The following is a 372-nucleotide window of genomic DNA, read 5'->3' on the forward strand; positions in this document are numbered from 1 at the left end:
GATCCGTACCGCACTGAGCATGATGATTTTTTCATTAGCCGCATTATTACTTTTTGTCGGCATTCTGGGGCTAATCGCAGTGCAATCAGGCAATAAATCCTTTGCCCGCGTCGATACCGAAGTGCTGCCTGGGCTGGTTGCACTGAATGAGAGTTCCGAGCTGCTGCTGCGTGGACGATTAGATTTACGCCTGTATGAATCACTGATGGTCAATGGCGACACGGAGAAAGCTAAAGTCGCCTTAGAACGAGCCAGAGGTAAAGTCGACAGTGCCGGGGCGAAATGGCAGGACTATCTGAAATATCCGCAATCAGAAGAAGAGCAGGTGATTGCCACTGAAATGGCTACCGCACGCGACACCCTGATGAAGAC

General features: G+C 50.5%; 1 protein-coding gene. It reads left to right on the forward strand.

What is annotated here, in order from left to right; translation table 11 throughout:
- Nucleotide 1 precedes the first annotated feature (1 nt).
- The coding region (locus WH277_RS01375) for a Tar ligand binding domain-containing protein (RefSeq protein ID WP_339503931.1) at nucleotides 2-372 on the forward strand (371 nt) is incomplete at its 3' end.

This window comes from Erwinia sp. MYb416, from assembly GCF_037479575.1.
In the GTDB taxonomy this organism is placed as follows: Bacteria; Pseudomonadota; Gammaproteobacteria; order Enterobacterales; family Enterobacteriaceae; genus Erwinia; species Erwinia rhapontici.